The organism is Labrenzia sp. C1B70 (assembly GCF_000475395.1).
GTDB classification, from domain to species: domain Bacteria; phylum Pseudomonadota; class Alphaproteobacteria; order Rhizobiales; family Stappiaceae; genus Roseibium; species Roseibium algicola.
In genome coordinates this window covers 46,500-68,163 of record NZ_AXCE01000063.1, presented here as the reverse complement: position 1 = coordinate 68,163, position 21,664 = coordinate 46,500, and the positions used below count along the sequence as shown (strand labels likewise).

Genomic DNA, 21,664 nt, shown 5'->3' with positions numbered 1-21,664 from the left:
ATGCTTTAGTTGCATCCGGTTTATTCGATGGTCTCGACGAACGTTGGTAAGGACCTTTTTCATGGGTCATCTGTGCTCCCGTTTCCGGTGCCGGCGGACCCGGTAACCCGACAGACAGATCGCCGCCGGAAGCAAAAGGGGAACGGACAGGAACCTGCCGTAAACGTGGGTCACTCCGTTGAGGGCAACTGCGAACATAAGCAGTATCGTGAACATCAGGACCCCGGACCAGCGCGTGTCGGGATTGCTGAATGACCGCCAGCCGACGAATGCCAGTGTAAGCAGCAAGCAGACGAAGCCGAGCAGCGAAACGAGGCCGCCTTCGGAAAACAGCAACAGATAGGTATTGTGAACCGGCGCTCCGTACTGGCTGATCAACCGGTGCTGATCCACTCCGACCCCTAACCAGATCGACCGATCGATCAGGTAAATTGCCTCCTGTATGAGAAGCAGTCGCCCATCGAAGGTTCCCGCCTCGCTGGAATCGCCGGTCGTCAATGCGCCGTAGACCCGCTCCTGAAACACCTCGGGCAGGAAATACTGTCCGAACAGGAACAGGGCCGCCAGTGCAAGAGCTCCAATCCCGATGAAAGCCAGGATGTGTTTGGCGGAGCCGTGGAAAAAAGAGATTCCAAATATCCCGACAACCGCGACGATGAACCCTGAATTCGATGCGGACAACAACAGGCCGTAGGCAACGGGTGCCACCAGTGCCAGGAACACGATGCCGGATATCTGGGAGATGAAGTAAAGCCACATCACGTAGACGATCCCTACTCCGGCCAGGAGACCGACCCCGTTTTCCCGCTCGATCAGTCCGGTCAGTCGGCCGTTTCTGGAAAAGAAACGCGCATCGTCCGGGCTGAACACCGAATAGAGCACTCCGTGCAACATCACGAACACAAGGGAAAACGCCATCACCTTGCAAAGGAACATCGTCTCCCGCGCAGGACGCCCGAGAAGCAGCAGCGGTATGCATACAAACGAAAAGACGTACTGGATGACGCCAACCGCACCCGTAAGCGGATCGCCGTTCAACAACGATCCGGCAATCAGGCCACTGCAAAGAAGCAATACCGAGAACAGCCAGAAAGACGTCATGTCCGCGAACGGGCGAAGCGGCACGCGCCTGTTTGCAATCATCACGACGAAAGCGGCGCTGGCGACGAGATCGGACAGCGTGAAGAACACGATGTCGGTTCGAAGATATGTCATTGGCGACAGGAACACCGCGGCGATGACAAGCAGGCGTTCGATTTCCTGGCTTGTCGTGCTCCGGACAGGGGAACCGCTGTGGGAAGAGATCGGTATCGCGCTTGGGGTCAAGCCGGCCTCCTCACGGTGGGCTGTCGGCGCGACCAGTAAAGGACAAACAAGGTGCCTGCCACGAGCGTGCCATTAAATAGAACATGAGCGACCGAAGCCCCGACCGGCCCCAGCATCCCGACCAGTGGGGCGAAACAGGCCAGGAACATGACGCTTCCGAGCAAGGTCACCCACAGAAGCTCGCGGTCGCGCCCCATGCTCAACATTGCCGGGTTGAGCACCATGGTTGCCAGGAGAAGTATGACCGCCAGCAACTGGACGTTGACCATGTTGGCGGCTTCGTTGAAGCCCGCGCCGAACATGACAGACAAGACGTATGGCATCAGGAAAGCCGCAGGAACCAGCACGACCACGCAAAGGCCAGCGATTGCCAGCAGCACGCCATTGACGAGCTTGTAAAACCCGCGTTCCTCGCCGGAACTCCATTTGCGGGCCAGTTCCGGAAAGATCGCCTGGTTCAGCGGGCGTCCCAGCTTGAGCGCGCTGTCGGCAACCCGGCGGGCAATATGGAAAAATCCGACGAATTTCTCGTCAACGAGAACCGACAGCAGGATCACGTCAAGACGCTGGACTGTCTGGCGGATGATGACATTGAAGTTCGAATTCCAGAGAAACCGCAGAATTCCGGGGTTCTCTTCGCGTATGCCCCTGATCGGCAGTTGCATGAACTTGCCGTAGCCACGCTGATGGACATATCGGAGCGAATAGACGAACGGCAGCAGACTGTTTGCCAGGCCTTCGATCACCGCAACGAGGACAAACCCCCAAAGGCCGTAGCCCATCAACCACACGCCGGCCGACAGCACCAGACGCATCAGGGCGATACCGACATCGACCTTGGCAAGAACATCAAACCGGTCGAAAATCCTCAGGACCGCGACCGCGGTCGGCTTTAGGTTCAAGAGAAGCGCCAGGGAAAACAAAGCCAGATAGGCCGCACTGTCCTCCGGCCAGCCCATCATTCGGGCGGTCACCTGAGCTGCAAGGATCGAAACCCCGGCAGCCAGCGTGCTGCCTGCCAGGTTCACGTAAACCGAACCCTTCAGCAACCGCATGAACCTGTCGCCGTCATCATCTGACAGAGCGTCGACACCGTATTTGATCACGGCTTGCCAGGGCTCCAGCCGCAGCAGCCGGTCGACAATGCGAACATAAGCCTGGAAGATCGCAAACAGGCCGAGGCCTGCCGGACCAAGCGACTGAGCCATGATGGCGAGGGTCCCGATGCTGATCACCCCGCTAACCGCCTGGGACGAGAAGACCCATGAAAAATTGCGCATGAGCCGACCGGCGGTCTGGCTGTCTTCAGCAGAGAGGTTGATCAGGCGGGCCATCAGTCATCCAGCTCCTGGTCGCCGGCAAGCTCTGCCAGCCAAAGCTGAATGTAGGACTGGTCCGTGCCCGCAACGATCTGCCAGGGATCGTCCGGCTGGCCGGCATCAAGCCCCGTTGTTGACTGCTCCCAAGTGTCAGGAAACCCGTCGCCGTCACTGTCCACGACCCGTTCTTCCGGTTGGAGGTCCGGCCAGCCGCCGACTTCGGATGGGGAATCGATCACCTTGCCTTTGCAATCGCGAACGGTTTCGACAAGTTGCTGGTCGAGCGAGTCCCGATGCCGGCCCGATGGCAGGCGGTCGCCCACTCCCTCAAGCACAAGGTCGAGCACTTCGCTTGCCTTGACGCGCGGGACGGACAGTGTGCCGGTCACACCCTCGATGATCTCCGCTCCGGGATCGGCATCGACTTGCCGAAAGGGGCGGTCTTGGTCGCAGCGTCCACGGTCGATTGCGAGAATGTCATCGACCTGAACTTCAAGTCTGTACTGGTCGCTTGCCATGATTGCTTCAACTGCTGCAGGCCGTCTGTCGACGGTGCTCGGGCCGGTCAGCGCAACATTGCCGGCATAGACGATAAACGCGTTGCCGTAGTAGTTTCGAAACTCTCCGAATTGACTGATCGGATTGTAGAATACGCTGTTCACGACCTCGACCGGCCCGTCATCATGGCCGTATATATCGGGATTTCGGTCCCGATTGTGAGCGAAGAGGTTTCGCCAGAGGCTCACGCGTCCGCAATCGAAATCCCGGCCGTCTCCAGAGCAGATCAAGGCCCCCTTGGAGTGGCGCCCTTTCGGGTGGTTGGCATGATCCAGAGCCCAGGCGGAAATGCTGTTGGCGACCGTAATGTCGCTGGACCGTTCGCGGGAAACGTGGATGCCGAGGTTCTCGTCGGTCGAAAACATCAGGGACAGATGATCAAGATAAACGCGCGTCGCGTTTTCAAGCGTCACCGCATCGACCGACGACGAAGGTTGTTCGCTCGGTCCCGGGCGTACCTTGAGAAACCTGACGACGACATCGCTGGCATTCTTGATGATGACGGGCGTGGCGCGGGACTTGCCCAGTCTGATCTGGATTCCCTGCCCAGGTGCAGTCTGACCTGCGACGTAGAGGTTTGAGCGAAAAAAGAGGGGGGTGTCGAGCGTGATCGTTCCGCTCACCTGAAAGACGCAGATCCGAGGCATTTCGCCTTTTTCGACACAGGCTCGCAGAGAGCCGGCACCAGCATCTGCCAGCGTTGTGACGGGGATGACCTCCCCTCCGGTCCAGCCGGTTGCAGATGCTCCGAACCCGACCGCCCCCGGAAAGGCTCGAGGCGCGGCCTCGGCCGCCAGCGTTTGCGACATCAAGAGGCCGAGGACGATAAGGACTGCAGCCTGTGTTGTGTTCCTAGCCATCATTCACCACGATCCCGACGTTTGAGGCGTTGTTCAGTTCGAGTTGCTGAGCGGCTTTCGAAAGGTCTTCGAACCGTGTCTTCTTCATGCGCGCGACCAGCAGCACTGCCTGAGCGACACTGCCGAGGCGGCATGACGCGTCGTCGCTCAGTACCGGTGGGCAATCGACCACAATTAACGAGTACTTGCGGCGCAGAACGCTGAGTGACGCTTCGACACTGGACATGTTGTTGAACCGCACTGGTACGGGCCCCGATGCAGGGGCGACTATCGACAGATGCGGATGGCCGGGCAGATGCCACGCGGCTGCATCGATCCGCAGAGGGTTGCTCAGAAGATCGAGAAATCCGTTCGCAGTGCGTTTGCGCGAGAGGGTCGAGATCAAGTCCCTCGGCGAAGGATCAAGATCGACCAGCAGAACATCTTCCCCCCCTGCGGCCGCATATGCGGCAAGTGCGAAACTGAGTGTACTCCGGCCCTCCCGGCTCCCGGGTGACGTGATCAGAACCATTGCACCGGTCCCATTCTCGGTCCTGTTGTCCGCCCTGGTGTTTGTCCGCACGGCGGTGTGCAGGGGTGCGATCTTGTGCAGCGCCCGCCGCAAGTTCCCGCTCCTGGTCGTCCATGCCATACGGTTTACGAATTTCCGTGAAAAGGGAGGCAATTGCCCCAGAACCGGTGCGCGGAACGCGGTTATCTGCTGCGGCCACCGCAGACGTCCGCGAAGGTTTTCCCGCAAGAGCGCCAGAAGGAAACCGAAAGTGAGCCCGCTGATCAGCGCGCCCACCATTTCGGTTTTGGGAGAAGGAGAAACAGGTCTGGTCGTTGGGATAGCGATGGACACTTGCCGCGCGACCGGGGTCAGTAGCGCTTCCTGCAATGCGAGTGCTTCAAGCTGATCGAACAGAAGATCATCCTGTCTTCGCATCGATTCCAGTCTCCGTTCGAAGCCGGTTTTTTCAACTTCGGCCGCCGAACGTGCGTCGAGTTTTGCCAGCGTCGCATCCAGGTCGGCCTTGAGCTCTGCAGACTCTTGCAAGGGTACTCCGCGTTCTTCTGCCAGCACCAATTGCGCCTGCAGGCGGCGAAGATTGTTGGTCAGGGTTTCCGTCTCGGTCAGATCGTCGAGATTGTTGGTTCTGGTGAATTCCAGAAGATTGGCTTCCGCATCTTTCAACGTCTCTTGCAGCGCGGATTGGCGCGACAAGATCGACATCTTGGTTCGTTCGACATCGGCGCGCTGTATCTCAAGCGTGTAGTCGACATAGTTCCGGGCGACAGCATTCGCGATGTCTGCTGCCAATTGCGGGCTGGCGTCCGTGGCGAGGATGTCCAGGGCGAAGGTCGTGGGATGCCAGATGATCTGATAGCTCTCCAGAATACGATCGATCGTGCTTTCCCTTCCGGACAAGACGTTCTGACCTGTTCCGGAAATCTCATCAGGTACGACCTCCTCCGCTACGCGAGCGGCGAATTCCCGTGACTTCATGACTTCGATTTCGGTGGCCAGTTGAAGCATCGACAAGGTTCTGGCCCGCAACCGGGCACCGAATGGATCGAGACGCAGGACCGCGTCATCAAGCACCAGCGTGGCCTGCGCACTGTAAGTCGGCACAACGGTGGTGAGCCGGAACCACATCAGGGCGCCCGAAGCCAGTATGCACAGGACGATCAGAACCGCATTTCTGAAGATCAGAGTCAGAATCTGGATATTCTCTGGTCTGAAATCGGCAGCACCTTCGGCATGGCGATCACGTTTTGACACCTGATCAGCCACCTTGCCGGCGGTTTGAGAGCTGGTGTTGATCAAAAACAGGGATCGTCTCCTTCATTGTGTCGTGCGTGTGCGCCGAACCATGCGATCGCTTGAAATTGCGGAACACCAGATCAGAACTTGACCGGCGTTGCGGCACTTGATGCAATTTTCAATAAGCTGCGCGTGAAACACTGGTGCGCAGCGAAATGTCGAAAAACTCCAGATAAAACAGCATGTCAGACACGGTTTTTTCGGTGGATCGTGTCGACTGAAAGGGTCGCGCCAACGCGACGGAAGCTGTTTCAACTTGGCGGTTTGTAGATGTAGCCGTTGTTATAGGCGTAGTATCCTCCTGCCCGGTGAGCTCCATAGTCGCGGAGCGAATATCGCCGCATGTCGATGTCGTTCAACACGACGCCAGCGAGTGGGATCTGATTGAACCGCAAGGCTTCTGCCGCCGTTCCAAGCGCATCTTCCGACGTGCGTCCCCAGCGGGCGATGAGGATCACGAAGTCCGCAAGCGACGCCAGGCGGTTTGCTTCGTCGGCTGCCAAAACGGGGGCCGTATCAATCAGGATGACGTCATAGGACGCGCGCAATTTTCTCAAAATCGCCTTGCCACGAGGCGTATTGAACACGCGCCTCGGAATGATGGAATCCTGAGCGAACGACAGGAGATTGATCTGTCCGAAACGGGTGCAAGGCACTATCTGCGCGTCGAAGACGTTCTGATCCTCCCAGATTTCCTGAGGCGTTTCCTTTGGGATTTCGCAACCTGACATGCGTGTCAGGCCATGCCGGTGGATGTCGAGGTCGATCAACAGTACCCGGTGTCCTTCCTGGGCGGCGGAAACCGCGAGTGAGAACGTCAGGGTCGTCTTGCCTTCGTTGGCAAGTGCCGACGTTACGGCCATGACCATGCTGTCCTTTTTCCGGATCTGGTTGGAAAGCAGTGTGAGCAGGCTCCGCAACGCCAGCTGGTACGGTGAATTCTCCTGCCTGGAGGTTCTGCTCAGAAAGAGTTCCTGCTTGTCTCGCTTCCGCCAGTACCGGATCCGCGGAACGTAGCCGATGGTTCGCAGGCCCAGGTACTGCATCGTCTGGGTACCGGTCCAGACCCGGCGGTCGAACAATTCGCGCAACAGCACCAAGGCCAGACCGACAATCAAACCGCCGGCAATCCCAAGCGCAAAAATGACGGGACGGTTGGGTGTCGCCGGTTTCAGCGGAGCGGAAGCCACGGTCACCTGCCGGGCATCGGGCTGAAGAAAGTCGATCTGTGTTTCCAGTGCGTTACGCCGGTCTACAAGTGCCTGGTACCTGGCAAGATCCGCATCCAGCGACCTCTGCAGCTTGGACTGTGTCAGTTCGGCGCGCGTTCGCTCCTCAAGCTTCGTTTCCACCTCGGCAAGACGCTGTTTGCTTTCATTGATCCGGATGGAAGACGCATTTTGGTCGCGCGCCAGATTGAGGATAGACGTCAATCTGTTCAGCTCTGCCCTCAACTCGTCGCCGAGGCTGGTGTCGTCCAGTTCGTTTTCGCGAATGAGTTCCGCAAGACGCGCTTCCATCTCGCTCAGGCGACCGCCGAGTAACGTTATCCGGTCCCACAATTCTGAGATTGAATACTGTACGGCTTTCTTCTTGTCCCGAAGAGAGTCATCGATGTAGGTGCTTGAGAGTGTATTGGCCAGTTGCGCAGCCATGACGGCATCTGGATGCCGCACACGAATATCGAGCGCCAGGCTCTCGCCTCGCCGTTCAACCGTGTAGCTGTTGAGCATGCGTACCAAGACCGCTTCGAATTGCTGTTCATCGGTGGGAACCGGCGTTTCGGTCGCCGAAAGGTACGGATTGAAATAGGTGTCTGAGATCAGGTTCAGTTCGCTGGCGACCTTGCGGGCGAATTCGACTGAGCGAAGAAAATCGATCTCGGTCTCGATGTGGATAAGCGACGTGTCGGAATTCTCGATTGTCGTCTCTGTCGGATTAATTCTCGTTTCGACCTTCGCCAGAATGATGGTCGACCGAGCGGCATATTTTGGCTGAATGACTTGAAGGGCAAGATAGGCGGCCCCCAGACCCAGCAACATGGCCAAGGTCAGCCAGATCCAGTTCCTTCGCAACACCTTGAAAATGGCAAAGAAACCGAACTGTATCGGACGTTCAGCGAATGCATATTGCTCCTGCTGCGAGTCAACAATACTGCTCATGAAGATCCCCCAAATGCCGACGAATTCCGCCGGATTGTCCTGGTATTGAAGTCGATTTTGCCGGGCGCTCCGATATCGGTTCGCACCAGGTCCGTTGCCACGGACATCGCGGTACCTGCAGAGCTGACAGGCTCACGCATTCGCATGTGAATAGCCCTCCCCTGCCGGTTTGCCGCGGTTGAATGCTTCCTTCCGAGCCGCGTCGGAAATCGTCCGGTCCCAGAGGGCTAGAATGGTCTCAGGTGCCAGCTTTTGCTGCAGGCGGACATTCGCATCCGCCATTGCGGCCCTCAGGGTCGGGTTGGACATCAGGCGGCCAATCGCGTCGGCCAGTGCCCCGATATTGCCGTCCTGAACCAGAAGTCCGTTCACGCCATCGAAGACCAGTTCCCGTGGGCCGTAGGCGCAGTCGAACGCCACGACGGGAAGCCCGCTGACGACAGCTTCGGCGACAACGTTCGGAAACCCTTCGAAACGGGACGAAAGAACCAGAATGTCGGAAGTCCGGATCCATTCTCCGTGCCTGGCGCTCTTGCCCGGCAGGGAAACAATATCCTGAAGACCAAGACGGTCACGCTGCGCTTCCAGGGAAGCACGGGCGGCGCCTTCTCCATAGATCGTCAGTCTTGCATCCGGCTGTTTTTCGCGCAGCAGAGACATGGCGTCGATGAGCAGATCAAAGCCTTTCTGGTGATCCAGTCGTCCAACGGCAACGAGCCTCTTTCCGCCGGGTGAAGGGGTCACACCGTCGATCGGCGCACACGGGTTCGGGATCACCTGGGCACAGGGTTGTACTCGCGTCGGCAGGTCCTGTCGTGCCCGCTCGGTCTGCATGACCATCGCGGCGGCCCTGGGCATCAGGGCATTCTGGGCACGGCGCCAGAGCGGGTGGGCCTTTTGTGCCAGCGGATTGTTGCGCTCGGACGCGATCACAGGCACCGACGAACCGGTGGCCAGAAGGGTTAGAACGTTGACCTTGGTCAGGAACGAGAGGCACACATTCGGCGATAGAGCCCGCACCAGCTTGCGGATACTGGCAAGCCGGCGCAACGGCAGGGGAAGCAGCCCTCTGCCGTTGTCCCGATCGAGAACGTGCAGGACGACGTTGTCCGGATAGTCGAAATACGATCCTGCATCGGGGCAGGTCATCGCCGCGACGTGCACTTCATCGCCAAGCTCAGCACGATGTGCCGCCAGCATGGCAACGATCTTTTCCGTGCCGCCTGCGCCAAAACTAGCCTGAACGAAGAGCAGTTTCATGGTTTATTCCGCAGCCTCCACCATGGTACGTCGACCCTTCGGAACCGCATCATTCCGTTGTCCGTTGCCATTCAGTTCGATTTCAACCAGTGGCCGGTTCAGGTTCTTCGACTGCAGGAATATCCGTCCGACATATTCACCCAGAATGCCGAGAAACATGGCGTTGACCGTCATCGAAAGCAGGATCAGTGTCGTGGTCGTCGCAAAACCGGCAGGCCACTCCTGGCCGAAGACCAGTTTGCCGATGAGGTAGCCCGAAAGCAGCAGGAAGGCGCAAAGGCCGCCCAGAAGGCTGATCAGGGACGCCAGCCGCAACGGCACAAGCGAATGGTTGATCAGGCCATCGACCGCGAGGGAAATCATCGCACGAAGCGGGAACTTGGAATCTCCAGCCACGCGAGCGTTTCGGTCGTACTCAAAACCGGTTTGGTTGAAACCCATGCCGCTGATCAGACCGCGGACATAGGGCGAGCGGTCTTCCACGCGGCGCAGCTCATCGAGAATGCGCCGGTCGGTCAGCCGGAATTCGCCTGCGTTCCGGGGAAGGTCGTCCTCGCTGATCGCGTCGATCAGTGCATAGAAGGTTCTGCGCAGCCACGCGACGACCGGACCGTCCGGCAGGCTCCGCCGGATTCCGTAGACGACGTGGTAGCCCTTGCGCCAGGTATCGAGCATCTGCGGGATCAGTTCGGGCGGATCCTGGAGGTCGCAATCAAGCTGTATGGCGCAGGCGCCCTCGGCAGCCCGGTAGGCGGTCAGCACCGAAGCCTGGTATCCGACATTCCGAGAGAACCGTATCACGCGAACCCTTGGGTCCTCGGCAGCGATTTCCGTGAGAATGGAGAAAGTCTCATCACTGGAATGATTGTCGGTGAAGATGAGTTCCGGCTCATAGTCGGGAAGCTGCTCGAACACGTCCATGACACGTTTGTAGGTGTTGCGAACGTTGTCTTCTTCATTCAGTGCCGGGATCAGGATCGAGACGAGAGTCATGCCTGCATCTCCGTTGCAAAGTTTGGAATGATGTTCTCTCGTGCCCATTTCACGGTCCTTTCGAGGCCATCTTGAAGCTTGATTTCCGCTGACCAGCCAAGGCGCTCGCGGATGCGTTCGGCAGAGACGATCAATTCGACGGGATCGCGGACTTGATCGCTGAATTTCACGAGATCGACGTCGGCGTCGGTCAATTTGATCAAGGCCCTCATGACCTCGGCGACCGTCGGGGAATCGCCTGTCCCCACATTGACCACCGGTCCGGCACCTTCGGGATTGTCGCCCAGCAACATGAGCGCCGTGGTCACGTCATCGACATGGATCAGGTCACGGCGATCCAGCGGGCTGCGGACACTCACCTTCTGGCCGGCCAGCAACTGAGTGATGGCGCGCGGGATCAGGAAACTTTCCGACTGCCCGGGTCCATAGGTCAGGGCCAACCGTGCGGTAACGGCAAAAAACGGAAGTCGCGGTTGCGCCATCTCCAGATAATGCGTCCCGGCCAGGAGTGAGGCGGCATAGGATCCGCCCGGTCTTTCTCGCTCGGTTTCTGTAAAGGGTGTCGGACAGTCCCCGTATTCGGCGATCGTCCCCGTCCTGACGAAAGTCCGGGGCGGGCAATCGCAAGCGGCAAGGGCCGACAGGAGCGCGATCAGCGGCGAGACGTTCTCCTCGACACTGTCGGCGAGATCCTGCAAGTCCGGCCGGTTTTCGAAACGGGTACGCGCACCCACATGGAAAACGATCTCCGGCCTGGCTTTTGCCAGACAGCTGCGAAGAGCCCGAGCGTCGGTGACGTCGAGCCTGTAGAGGCCAACGCGCGACGCGATATCGGCGATCCGGCCCGTGGACGAACGGGGCCGCAAGATCACACTGACCTCGTCACCTCGCTTCAGGCAGGCCCGGGTCAGGTTTGATCCTATAAAACCGGAAGCTCCGGTTATGAGAACGCGCGCCATAGTTCTGCCTCAGGGAACGATTTTCGGCACCGGAAGGGGAACGATGAACTTGCCGCCCTTCGCTTCGAATTCGGCCATCTGTTCGCGGATTTCATCCAGGAAATTCCACGCAAGAACCAGCAGGTAATCGGGTTGCCTCTCGGCGACGGCATCCGGCGAGAGAACCGGAATATGCATGCCCGGAGAGAAGAGGCCCTGTTTCAGCGTGTTCCTGTCGACCAGGAAATCGAGTGTCTCCGTGCCGATCCCGAAAAAGTTGAGCAATGTATTGCCCTTGGCGGGAGCGCCGTAGCCGGCAATTGATTTGCCTTCTGCCTTCAACTCCGCCAGCAGCCCGGTCAGATCGTTGCGGATCTGGTGAACCCGCTCGGCGAAATCCTGATAGGTCGCGGCCTCCGTCATGCCGGCCTGGCGTTCATCTTCAAGCATCTCGTCGACGATTGCCGCGCGTTCCACCTTCAAGGCGGCCGGTTGCATGAATACGCGCATCGAGCCTCCGTGCACCGGAAGCTTGGTGACATCGACCACATCGAGGCCGACGCTTTCGCCCAAACGGACAATCGAAAGCAGGCTCAGTTCCGACAGATGCTCATGGTAGACATTGTCGAATTCATTGGTCTCGAGGATTTCCTTGCCCCACGGCACCTCGATGATGAAGACACCGTCGTCGTCAAGAAGCGTCAGCACGCCCTCGGTGAAGCCGTGCAAGTCATCGATATGGTTGAAGGTGTTCGAAGTCGTGATCACGGCGGCGGGACCTTCGGACGCCCTCAACTCCGCAGCCGTCTCGGGGTTGAAGAATGCCGTGTGCACCCTCACGCCGCGCTCCTGCGCGATTGTCGCAAGGTTCGCAGCCGGGTCCACGCCAAGCGTCTTGCCGCCCAGCCGGTTGGCGTGGGAAAGCATGAGCCCGTCGTTGCAGCCGATATCGACGATCAGCCCACCGTTCGCCTTGCCGACGGCAACCTCCGCAAGCTCCGCGAAATGGGAATGCATGGTCGCGGCGCCGGAAGGTACATAAAGGTAGTTGGTGAAGAAATCGGCCGGCACCTGATCCGCAACCTGGATCAAGCCGCAATCGAGGCAGGCTTGCGTGTTGAGCGGAAAGGCAACCTGGGGCTGGTCGCGATCAGCCGCGCTGGCAAACAAGTTGGCCGGCGGATGAGCTCCCATGGGAAGGAACAGCAAAAGATCCTCGGAACCGCAGGTTCTGCAGGTACGGCGAATGGACTTGTCTAGCTCGAACTTATTCATTTTTTTCAATCGCTCTTAAAATGACTTGCATTGTCAGGTTCAGGTTCATTGCGAACTCCACCAGGCAGAATTCGCGGCAATTCAAGCTTTCGGCGCCGCTCCTCCCCGAAAGTCCCTGCCCATCGCCCGACAGGCACCTCCTGAAGGGTGCGGTAGGCTTGGCGTCATCCCACCCTCTCGTTGCCTGCCGCCATGGCACCGAAACCGGCGGAAAACCGGTTCAGGAAATCGGATACGCGCGCGTGCATGTATTCGACGTGATCGTCGTTGAGGCCGTGATGGCAGGCCAGAAGAATGCCGCCACGCATCACCTTGTCGGCGATCGGATAGCCTGACGGATCGACGCGGCAGTCGATGTTCTTCATTGCCGGCTGGCGCAGAATATTGCCGGTAAAGACCGGGCGGGTCTGGATGTCCGCCTTTTCGAGATAGATCTGAAGCTCGCGCCTGGTAAACGGCGCGTCGTCCCGAATTGTCAGCGGGAAAGCCAGCCATCCCGTCCTGGCACCTTCCAACTGGCGCGGCAGGACAAACCAGTCTTCATAGTCGGCGAAGAACCGCTTGTGGGCTTCAAAATGCCGTTCGCGCACTGCAATGTTGTGTTGCAGCTTACCGAGTTGCACGAGGCCGAACGCCGCGCTGATTTCCGAAGGCTCCAGATTGTACCCCAGCGCTTCGAAGACGAACTTCGCGTCATATTCGATGTCATCGAGGCGGACATTGAACCGGTTCTCGATTGCTTCCGATTCAACAAAGAGCGATGAACTGCGTCCCCACGAACGCAGCAACAAAGCCTTGCGCGCCAGCTCGGGGGTGTTGACGCAAAGCATGCCGCCGTTGCCGGCTCCGTTGATGACGTGCGAACCGTAAAAGCTCGTCGTCGAGACATCCGAGTAGATACCCGTGCTTTCACCGGAAATCGTCGCGCCCAGAGTATCGGCACTGTCTTCGATCACCTTGAGGCCGTGGGCATCGGCGATCTCGCGAATGCGCTTCCAGTTCGGCAGATTGCCGATCAGGGACGGGATCATCACTGCGGAGGTCGCAGGTGTGATCATGCGTTCGATGGCTGTCTCGTCGATGTTGTAGGTGCCTTCGGCAGCGTCGACGAATGCCGGCACAAGGCCCTGGCGCACAAGCGGGGCAACCGTGGTGGCAAAAGTCAGCGCCGGTGTGATGACCTCGCTGCCTTTGGGTAGATCGAGGATTTCCACGGCCAGGTAATTGGCCGAAGAACCCGAGTTGACCATGATCCCGAAGTTCTTGCTGAAAAGCTCGGCGACCTTCTGTTGCATGTCACGGACACGCGGACCCATCTGGGTCGAGGTCTTGAGCACTTCGACCACGGCGTCGATCTCTTCCTGTCCGTGTACTGTCTGACCGTAATTAACTCGCATGTGTCAATTTCTCCGGTGATCTCGCGCTGTCTATTCAGCGACCATCGCGTAGCGCGTGAGACTGCTGCCAGCCATCAGGGCGCTGTAGCCGGCAAGCTGCTGTTCGGTGCAGTCGCTCATGTCGTCGCCAAGCGCGTGTGCCTTGTACCAGTCGATTGTCATTCCGATTGCCTCGGCAAGCCTGAGCTGCGGCCGCCATCCGAGGCGGGTGCGGGCCTTGGTGCTGTCGAGGCGCAAAATGCCGGCCTCGTGCAGGGCCGATGACGTTCCCGTCTGCTGCTCCGGAAAACGAACCTCCGGGGCGCCTTGCCCCCAGGCTGTCCGCACCATCTGCATCAGCTCGCGTACATTGACCGTGCTTTCCAGCTCGGGACCAAAATTCCAGGCGCCAGCAAACTCGGAGCCGTCGTCAACAAGCCGAGCCGCAAGCTGGAGATAGCCCGAAAGCGGCTCCAGTACGTGTTGCCACGGGCGCACCGCCTCGGGGCTGCGGATCTCGAGCGGAACGCCGGTTGACGCTGCCCGCACGATGTCCGGCACCAGCCGCTCCTCACCCCAGTCACCGCCACCAATGACGTTGCCGGCCCTGGCCGTGGCCAGCTGCGGTCCGTTGCTATCGGCGAAGTAGGCGTGGCGGTAGGCTTGCGCCACAAGTTCGGTACACGCCTTCGACGCGCTGTAGGGGTCGTGGCCACCAAGCGGGTCGATCTCTCGGTAGCCCCAGGTCCATTCGCGGTTGTCGTAACACTTGTCGGTCGTGATCACGACGACAGCGCGCAGCGAAGGCATCTGGCGAACCGCATCCAGGACGTTGGCCGTTCCCGACACGTTGGTTGCAAAGGTTTCCGCCGGATGCCGGTACGAATGGCGCACCAGGGGCTGGGCAGCCAGATGGAATACGATCTCCGCATCCACGCCGCGCAGAGCTTCCTGCAACGCTCCCCGATCCCGGATGTCGGCAATCCGGCTGTCCATGCGATCGGCGAGACCGCAGGATTTGAAGACGCCCGGTCCTTCACTGGGTGGCAGGGACAGGCCAACGACATCGGCTCCCAGGTGCAGCAGCCAGGCCGAAAGCCAGCCGCCCTTGAACCCTGTGTGGCCTGTGACGAGAACCCGGCGGCCGGCGAAAGCTCGGCCAATATGAGGATCGATAAACTCGGACATGGTCGTCGTCTCAGATCGCGAGTGCCGGCATATTGGCTGGCATTTCCTCATTGAACCGCAACCACGGCGGCGGAAGCTCATCGCACAGCGAATTGAGCGTGTCCCGATCGCGCACGGTATCCATCGGATGCCAGAAACCGTCGTGACGATACGCCATCAGTTCGCCGTCCTTGGCCATCTGGGTCAGGGGCGACTGCTCGAGCGGTTCGGCGTCATCGACCATGTAATCCAGAACACCCGGTTCGAACACGAAGTAGCCGCCGTTGATCCAGGTGTCGCGCTTGCGAACCTTTTCCGTAAACGCGAAGACCCGATCACCCTTGAGTTCGATGTTGCCGAAGCGTGCAGGCGGCTGAACGGCGGTAACGGTGGCAAGCTTTCCATGTGACTTGTGGAAGTCGAGCAGGGCGTTGATGTCGATATTGCCCAGACCGTCCGAATAGGTGCACATGAAGGTTTCGTTGTTTAGCCAGTCACGCAGCCTGCGAATGCGGCCACTGGTCATCGTGTGGGAACCCGTGTCGACAACGCAGACGTTCCAGCCGCCCGGTTCCGACGGTACGAGACGCAGCTTTCCTGTATCCACCGAAACGGAAATATTGTTGGCAATAAGATGGTAGTTGGCGAAGAACTGTTTAATCAGCAACGCCTTGTAACCGGCCGCAACAACGAAGTCGCGATGGCCGAAATGACTGTAAATATCCATCACGCGAGCGATGATCGGTCGACCACCGACCTCGACCATCGGCTTGGGAATGGTGACTGTTTCTTCAGCCAGGCGTGAGCCTAACCCTCCGGCAAGAAGTACGGTTTGCATTTTTCTTCTCCCTGATTGTCTAAACACTGAAAACAACATCTTGGTGTGAAACGAAGTCAGTCCGACTGAAACGATCGCACTGGCAAAACATTGAGAGCCACAGACCGGCGGCTCAGTCCTGGCCTCCCGTTGTTCGAACAAAAAGTCGGCCTTCTCCGTAACGGTTGCTCAGTTCAGCAACCGGAACTTCCAGGTAGTTGTTTGCTCGCACATACTCGAGCATCGGCGCTTCAAGGTCGGGGTCGTAGCCAATGAGGATGGCTGCCGGAGGCTGTTTGCCGAACAGATTTCCCAGACCGTCGGCGCCGACCATCCGATAGAAAGCGGCAAGTTCGGCGTCCGTGTAAGGCGCGATCCGGTACGCGAACTGACCGGAGGCAAATTCCGGATAGATGTCGAGACCGGCTTCCATGGGGTAAAGCGGCATGAAGGTTGCCACGGGGCCTTCAGGCACATTGTGCGAGGCCAGCGCCTGCTGCAATTCCTGGCCGCCGCGAACCAGGCGCGCGGAGGTAAAGTCATCAGGTTTGGCAAGGCTTGCGAGCCCGGGCATGAGCCGCGGAAGCGTGATGACGAGCATGACAAACATGCTGGCACAAAGAACCGGCACCACTTGCTGGCGGTCCCGTGTTCCGATCTGCCGGTAAAGCAACGCACCAAGGATCGGAAGGCAGACCAGCGGCTGAATGTAATACTGCGGAAAACCGGGTGTCGGAACGAAGCTTAGAACGGCAGCAAGTGCCGTGACTGCGAGGACGACAACAATCTGTCCGAGACATTTGCCGTCCTGCCGTTCTCCTTTGTGCCCTGCCCGGAGCGACATCCAGAGCAGGTAAACCAGCACTGTTGCAAGGATCAACGAACCACCTGCCAGCCAGGCTCCGAACGCGAGTTGCAACTTGCCGCCAAGCCCCATCGCCAGGCCAGGTTCGCTGGCGGCGTTCGCCGTCCAGTAGGCGATATGCGGGCCGGTATGAAATGACAGAACATGCGCAAGAAAGAGCTGCGGATCGTCCAGCAGATACCAGAAGACGGGCAAGGCTCCGACCAGCCCGCCGGCTGCGAGCGGAAGAACAATTCCGGTCAGGCGTGTGCGCAAGGAAATACGTGCCGGAAGCAGGAAGGCGGCAAGCGCGACCGGGGGAATGAAGACCACCGCACTGACCTTGCTGCCTGCTGCGAGCGAAAGGCACATTCCGGCAACGAAGATCAGACTGGATCGCGGCCGCTGTTCCATTGTCTCGACCAGGAAAAGGCCTAGTCCCAGCACCGCAAACGGCAGCGGCAGCAGGTTGTTGGTCGCGGCCATACCGGCCTGACCGAGCAACGGATCCGCAGCGAGAATGGCCACGGCCGAGAAGAGCGCCAGCAGCCAGGATCGCGAGATGCGCAGCGTGGTCCAGACAATCGCAAGGATCAGCAGCACCCAAAGAAGAAAGACGCCTGTCCTTGCCGCGCCCAGCAAACCCTGATCGCTAAAGACGATATGCATGGAGTGGAAGAACCAGGCGACATTCGGCACATGATTGAAGAAGACGTCCTGGTATAGCTGCCAGTCCGGCATATATTGCGCGGGGGGAACGAACATCATCTCGTCCCGCCGCAAACCGAAGGTCATCAGCCTGCCGTAAAGTGCACCAAGCAGCAGCGCGACACCCGCAACCGACGCCACACTGACTGCAAGGCGCAGCCATTTCTGACGGTGTCCGGCATGTGAAGCCTGATCCACCGCGGCGGCCAACTGGTTGGACTGCAGGACACTCATTGCTGTGCGTCCTTTCTGCCCGCCCGCACGCCGAGGGCGCGGGCAACAAGAATATAGGACAAGGCCACGACGGGCGGCAGCGACAGGAGCTGGGCACCGAGCGCAGGTATTCCGGCGCCGGTCAGGGCCGCAAGCAACAGCGCGTTGAATGCATAGGCCGCCACATAGGCGAGGCCGTAGAGCGGAAGCCTGCCAAAGCCGCTGACACCGAAAACAAACCGGGCATGGATGGAATAGTTCCAGATGACCCCGAGACCGAACTGCGCCACGAGAGCGACCTGCGGGTGCACACCTGCCAGGACGAGGATTGCGAAGACCCCGTATCCGAACGCTGTATTGATTATGCCGGCGCCAAGAAAACGAACGACCCGGGATGTCATCAGGTCGGAGAATGCCGTGCGGGCCGTTGTGACGGACTGCGTCATGGGAGGGCTACCTCCGAGACCTGGCAGACCAGTTCGGCTTCAGCCGGAGAACCCAGGCTACGCGAGCCGGAGGCATATCGGACGGCTTCGATGCCCATGAGCTGCATCAGCCTGGCATTCACCCGGTGAATATCATTCTTGCTGCAAACGAGTGCCCGGGCAGCCGCGCCCATCTTTGCAGCCTGCGCCGGTGTTTCGATGAAGCTTTTCATCGCCGCGGCGAGAGCCTGAACATCACCGCGCGGGACGACGAAACCGGAAACACCGTGTTCTATCGTCTCTCCGCACCCCGGTGCATCGGTGGTGACGACAGCGCGCCCGCAGGACATGGCTTCGAGAATGGAACGCGGAATGCCTTCCCGCAGCGACGTCGGAAGAACCAGCACGCTGCTTGCCTGAAGGAAGGGGACGACATCGTTTGTCGCGCCGCGATATCGCAGCAATCCTTCGCTTTGCCAGGCGTCGAGCTGCTCTGGTTCGATCGCATCGGGATTACTGTCGGTCGGGCCCAGGATGTCGAGCTCGAATTCGAGCCCCTGCGTCTTGAGGAGCTTCGCGGCTTCGGCAAGATGAGCAAGCCCCTTGGACCGAAGCAGCCGCCCCACGAACAGGAAGCGGACTGGTCCCTGCGGAACAGGTGTCGCCGAAAAGCGTGCGGTGTCTACGCCTGAACCCGGAATGTCGTGAAGAGGCACCTGGTCCGGTATCAGCCGATAGTTCCGGATATCCCGGCGGTCCGCGCTGTTGTAGCAGAAAGCCGCGGTAAGCTTGCGCAGTGCGATCCGGTGCAGCAATACGGAGGCGCTCCGGACATAGCGTCTGCGTCCTGTTGGATTTTCTTCCATGAAGGCATATCCAAGCCCGGTGAACAGCGCGTAGCGAGACCGGATGCCGACCAGTTGTGCTGCAAGGCAGGCATAGACGATCGGCTTCATTGTATATGCGAGGACGAGTTCCGGTTTTTCCTCGCGAAGTGCACGAATGAGAGCCCAGAGGCTGACAAGATCGCTGAAGGGGTTCGTCCCCGTGCGTTTCATGGGAATTTCGCGATGAGCGATCCCGTTCTCGTCCAGAATTCTGGCGGTCTCGGCATCGATCTCGGCGGCGAAAGCGGTCACTTCATAGCCGTTTGCCTGGAAGCGCCGCATCAGATCCAGCCGGAAATTGACCAGCGAATACCCCAGGCTACCGACGATCACAGCTCGCCGGCGGCGCCCGGAAGACCCTGTCCCCGACTTGGAAGACACACTGACCGCGTAGTCCATATGGTTGGCAGAAGCGCTCATTAGCCAGTACTCAGCACTTCAGGTGCACCAACCGGCCGAAGAACGGCATGGGGCGGAATTGGCAACTTCACGGTCATTTCCTTCGCACCTGACCATGCAGCGCTTGCACCAACTTTGGCCGGCTCCACCGCGCACGATGTTTTTGTGCCGTAGCCAGGCACCAGGTCCCGAAGTAACTGGTTGACCAAGGACCCGTTCTGGCACCGTGCGGCAAGCTCCAGCTTCAGGATCATTGCCCGCAGCCGCGCAATCGGAACGCCTTCCGGTCGTGCGGCGCTGACACCGGGAATGCCGCAATCGGCGCGGGCTTCCGATTTGTCGAACAGTTCCTCGAACAGCTTCTCGCCGGGACGCATGCCGATGAAATTGATCTTGATGTCCTGGTGAGGTGTCAGTCCGGCAAGACGGATCATGCGTTCTGCAAGATCGACGATCTTGACCGGCTTTCCCATGTCCAGGACGAAGATCTCACCCTGGCTGGTGTCGAACTTCAGGCCGCTCGCCGCAGATACCAGTGTCAACTGGACCGCTTCGCGGATCGTCATGAAGTACCGTTCCATCTTGGGATCGGTGATCGTGATCGGTCCGCCGTTTGAGATCTGGCGCTGGAACAGCGGTATCAACGACCCTGAGGACCCCAGGACATTGCCAAATCGAACAGAGAAGAACCTGGTGCGTTCTTCCGTCTCGTTGGTGATACGGTCTTGCGCCTGGACGTAGAATTCCGCGACGCGTTTGGTTGCCCCCATGACGTTGGTCGTGTTGACGGCCTTGTCGGTCGAGATCTGTACCATTGCGAGAGCACCGATTTCGCGGGCCGCATCGGCAACGTTTCTCGATCCGACAACATTCGTCAGAACGCCTTCGCACGGGTTGAGCTCGACGATCGGCACATGCTTCAGGGCTGCCGCATTGAACACCAGTTCCGGACGGTGTTGCCGGAAGATCGAGTTGACGCGGTCCGCATCGACGATGGAGGCCACGTACATCCGCCGCGGTACATCGGGAAAATGCTGCGACAGATCCATATCGATCGAGTAGGCGTTGAATTCGCAGTTGTCGATGATCACGATCTCTGCCGGATGGAAGGACGCGATCTGCCGTGTGAGTTCGCTGCCGATCGACCCGCCGGCACCTGTCACCAGGACGCGTCGCCCCTTGAAGACTTCGAACAGCAACGAGCGTTCCACTGCCTTTTGCGGCCGATCCAGAATGTCATCCGGATCCACGGTTCTCATGTTCTGCCCTTCGCCCAGGTCTGGGGAACCAAGATCCTCCAGCCCGTGAAGCCTCGAAACGGTCACCCCATGTCCACTGGCCCAGACAGTCAGTTTCTGGATGCCGTCGCTGTCGAAATGGGTCGTCGGTTCGGTCAGAAGCAGCCGCTGTGGCAGTACGTTCCAATGCGAAAGCCGTTCGATCACGTTTTCAGGATCTCTCAGCGTTCCGATGATCTGGACGTCGTGGAAGTAGAGCCCCTGGGTGTTGCGGGCATCATCGATAATTCCGACCGGAAGGTAGCGGGAGCCGGTATTGCGCAAGGAGCGCAGGAAGAGATCGCAACTTGCGCCGGTCCCCACCAGAAGTACCGGAATCCTCGAATCCACCTCTTTCTCCTTGAGGTGGCGGCTTTGACGGGTCAGCTCCCGGCCCCTGGCGATAACCCGCAACGCACCGAGCGCAGGCACGGCGAGGTAAAACTGAACGATTACGACAGGGATGGGAACGGAGGCTGTCACAAGGTTGAAACGTGACAGGATTGCAAGCGAAACGCTTGTGAGCAGAGCTCCCTTGAGCAGAACAACGATGTCTCTCAACGAAGTTGATCGCGTGTCCCGGCGGTAGAACCCGGCCAATGGGAAAATCACGAGACCGCAGACACATGCCAGCGCCGCAAATGGCAGTATCGCAGGCAATAACTGCTTTTGAGCCGATCCGGTCACCGTCAGGAGCACTGCAAGCGCTGCAGACAGTGTGATTGAAACGACGTCACCCAGGACAAGTCTGCGATTAGCTTTCAGCTCGGCCAATAATTGTTGGAACCACCGATTAATCTTCGGCTGGCTTTCCAAGACAGAGTGACCCGATGCTTTTATCCCAATCTTCGACGTCGTCTCAGAAGAATAAAAATCCGCCATAAGCAAACGCTCCGCTAAACACTTGAGGCACAAAAATAGCTGTGCCTCGCCGTCCGCTATTTTTTAACGGACTGATTATTCTTTGTTTTTTGTTGCTGCGACGGTGGCGTATTTACAAAATGGAAAATAAATAAAACGATTCCCACTTCGTGAATGTAGTTTCGACAAATA

General features: G+C 58.9%; 16 protein-coding genes. All 16 read right to left on the bottom strand.

Translation table 11 applies throughout. The annotated features are described in order from the left end of the window. Window positions 1-66: 66 nt before the first annotated feature. The 16 genes from Q666_RS64515 to Q666_RS0134425 all read right to left on the bottom strand — a co-directional run bounded on the left by Q666_RS64515 (window position 67) and on the right by Q666_RS0134425 (window position 21,223). Window positions 67-1,326, bottom strand: a complete 1,260-nt coding sequence (locus Q666_RS64515) for an O-antigen ligase family protein (protein WP_022999566.1) — start codon at window positions 1,324-1,326, stop codon at window positions 67-69. Next, the gene (locus Q666_RS64510; RefSeq protein WP_022999565.1) at window positions 1,323-2,660 is read right to left on the bottom strand and encodes a lipopolysaccharide biosynthesis protein; all 1,338 of its coding nucleotides are present in this window, start codon (window positions 2,658-2,660) and stop codon (window positions 1,323-1,325) included. The genes Q666_RS64515 and Q666_RS64510 overlap by 4 nt, the downstream gene beginning before the upstream one ends. Continuing rightward, window positions 2,660-4,066 carry a hypothetical protein gene (locus Q666_RS64505; RefSeq protein ID WP_031268842.1) on the bottom strand — a complete coding sequence of 469 codons (1,407 nt, stop codon included), beginning with the start codon at window positions 4,064-4,066 and terminating at the stop codon, window positions 2,660-2,662. Before Q666_RS64505 ends, Q666_RS64510 begins: the two co-directional genes overlap by 1 nt. Further along, the gene (locus Q666_RS64500; RefSeq protein WP_152533477.1) at window positions 4,056-5,828 is read right to left on the bottom strand and encodes a hypothetical protein; all 1,773 of its coding nucleotides are present in this window, start codon (window positions 5,826-5,828) and stop codon (window positions 4,056-4,058) included. The genes Q666_RS64505 and Q666_RS64500 overlap by 11 nt, the downstream gene beginning before the upstream one ends. A gap of 293 nt (window positions 5,829-6,121) precedes the next feature. Next, window positions 6,122-8,032: a polysaccharide biosynthesis tyrosine autokinase gene (locus Q666_RS64495; protein ID WP_022999561.1), complete on the bottom strand. Its 1,911-nt coding sequence runs from the start codon at window positions 8,030-8,032 to the stop codon at window positions 6,122-6,124. Window positions 8,033-8,164: 132 nt separating this feature from the next. After that, window positions 8,165-9,292, bottom strand: a complete 1,128-nt coding sequence (locus Q666_RS64490; protein ID WP_022999560.1) for a glycosyltransferase family 4 protein — start codon at window positions 9,290-9,292, stop codon at window positions 8,165-8,167. Between the two features lie 3 nt (window positions 9,293-9,295). After that, window positions 9,296-10,285, bottom strand: coding sequence for a glycosyltransferase family 2 protein (locus Q666_RS64485; RefSeq protein WP_022999559.1), 990 nt, complete (start codon window positions 10,283-10,285; stop codon window positions 9,296-9,298). Next, window positions 10,282-11,244 carry an NAD(P)-dependent oxidoreductase gene (locus Q666_RS64480; protein ID WP_022999558.1) on the bottom strand — a complete coding sequence of 321 codons (963 nt, stop codon included), beginning with the start codon at window positions 11,242-11,244 and terminating at the stop codon, window positions 10,282-10,284. Before Q666_RS64480 ends, Q666_RS64485 begins: the two co-directional genes overlap by 4 nt. 9 nt (window positions 11,245-11,253) lie before the next feature. After that, window positions 11,254-12,498 carry a class I SAM-dependent methyltransferase gene (locus tag Q666_RS64475; protein WP_022999557.1) on the bottom strand — a complete coding sequence of 415 codons (1,245 nt, stop codon included), beginning with the start codon at window positions 12,496-12,498 and terminating at the stop codon, window positions 11,254-11,256. Window positions 12,499-12,662: 164 nt separating this feature from the next. Beyond that, window positions 12,663-13,895 (bottom strand): DegT/DnrJ/EryC1/StrS family aminotransferase, encoded by a 1,233-nt coding sequence (locus Q666_RS64470; RefSeq protein ID WP_022999556.1) that lies wholly within the window; start codon window positions 13,893-13,895, stop codon window positions 12,663-12,665. A 30-nt stretch (window positions 13,896-13,925) separates the two neighbouring features. Beyond that, window positions 13,926-15,062 carry a CDP-glucose 4,6-dehydratase gene (rfbG, locus tag Q666_RS64465; RefSeq protein WP_022999555.1) on the bottom strand — a complete coding sequence of 379 codons (1,137 nt, stop codon included), beginning with the start codon at window positions 15,060-15,062 and terminating at the stop codon, window positions 13,926-13,928. Between the two features lie 10 nt (window positions 15,063-15,072). Beyond that, complete coding sequence (rfbF, locus tag Q666_RS64460) at window positions 15,073-15,879, bottom strand: glucose-1-phosphate cytidylyltransferase (protein ID WP_022999554.1); 807 nt, start codon at window positions 15,877-15,879, stop codon at window positions 15,073-15,075. A 112-nt stretch (window positions 15,880-15,991) separates the two neighbouring features. Continuing rightward, the gene (locus tag Q666_RS64455) at window positions 15,992-17,644 is read right to left on the bottom strand and encodes a hypothetical protein (protein WP_022999553.1); all 1,653 of its coding nucleotides are present in this window, start codon (window positions 17,642-17,644) and stop codon (window positions 15,992-15,994) included. Next, on the bottom strand, window positions 17,641-18,069 hold the full coding sequence (locus tag Q666_RS64450) for a GtrA family protein (protein WP_022999552.1): 429 nt from the start codon (window positions 18,067-18,069) through the stop codon (window positions 17,641-17,643). The genes Q666_RS64455 and Q666_RS64450 overlap by 4 nt, the downstream gene beginning before the upstream one ends. Beyond that, on the bottom strand, window positions 18,066-19,355 hold the full coding sequence (locus Q666_RS64445; protein WP_022999551.1) for a glycosyltransferase family 4 protein: 1,290 nt from the start codon (window positions 19,353-19,355) through the stop codon (window positions 18,066-18,068). Before Q666_RS64445 ends, Q666_RS64450 begins: the two co-directional genes overlap by 4 nt. Next, on the bottom strand, window positions 19,355-21,223 hold the full coding sequence (locus Q666_RS0134425) for a nucleoside-diphosphate sugar epimerase/dehydratase (RefSeq protein ID WP_161633225.1): 1,869 nt from the start codon (window positions 21,221-21,223) through the stop codon (window positions 19,355-19,357). Before Q666_RS0134425 ends, Q666_RS64445 begins: the two co-directional genes overlap by 1 nt. Window positions 21,224-21,664 lie beyond the last annotated feature (441 nt).